Source organism: Vibrio sp. L85 (assembly GCF_963871815.1).
GTDB lineage: Bacteria > Pseudomonadota > Gammaproteobacteria > Enterobacterales > Vibrionaceae > Vibrio > Vibrio harveyi.
Map to the genome: position 1 here is coordinate 1 of NZ_CAWMYL010000129.1, position 446 is coordinate 446.

General features: G+C 45.7%; 1 protein-coding gene. It reads right to left on the reverse strand.

Features of this window, described 5'->3' with window-relative positions; all coding sequences use genetic code 11:
• Positions 1-45: 45 nt before the first annotated feature.
• Entirely contained in the window at positions 46-312 is a 267-nt protein-coding gene (locus AACR11_RS13690) for a hypothetical protein (RefSeq protein WP_079324792.1), read from the reverse strand.
• Between the last annotated feature and the right edge of the window lie 134 nt (positions 313-446).

Consider the following 446-nt stretch of genomic DNA (forward strand, 5'->3'; position numbering starts at 1 on the left):
TGGCTACAGCGGTAGTCTCTAGTGATAGGTGCGAGTGTCATTAGGTTACTCCTTGTTTGCATTACTTACTGCTCCCCAAGGCTCAATACACCCTCGATTGGTACAGGTGTAATTTAGTGGCTTTGGCTCCGGCTTAACGCGCTTTTTAATACCGTGCTTTTCACGCAGCTTCGATATTAAAAAACACGCTCGCTGCGTTTTTTCGGGGTCGTAATTCACAAGCCCCGCCATATCTGGACAAGGCTTGTGTATCGGGTCATTGATGGGTAAATCTGCAATAGATTTACCCACGATGTAAGTAACATCCCCCATGGTTACGCCTCTAGGCTTTCCAGTAATTCAATCGCTTCTTCGAGCTCAACCAAGATCCCCGACAAGTAGTTATCTTCATCAACGTCATTGCATGGGTTCATGTGATTCTCAATAACTGAGTGCAACAACTTAGC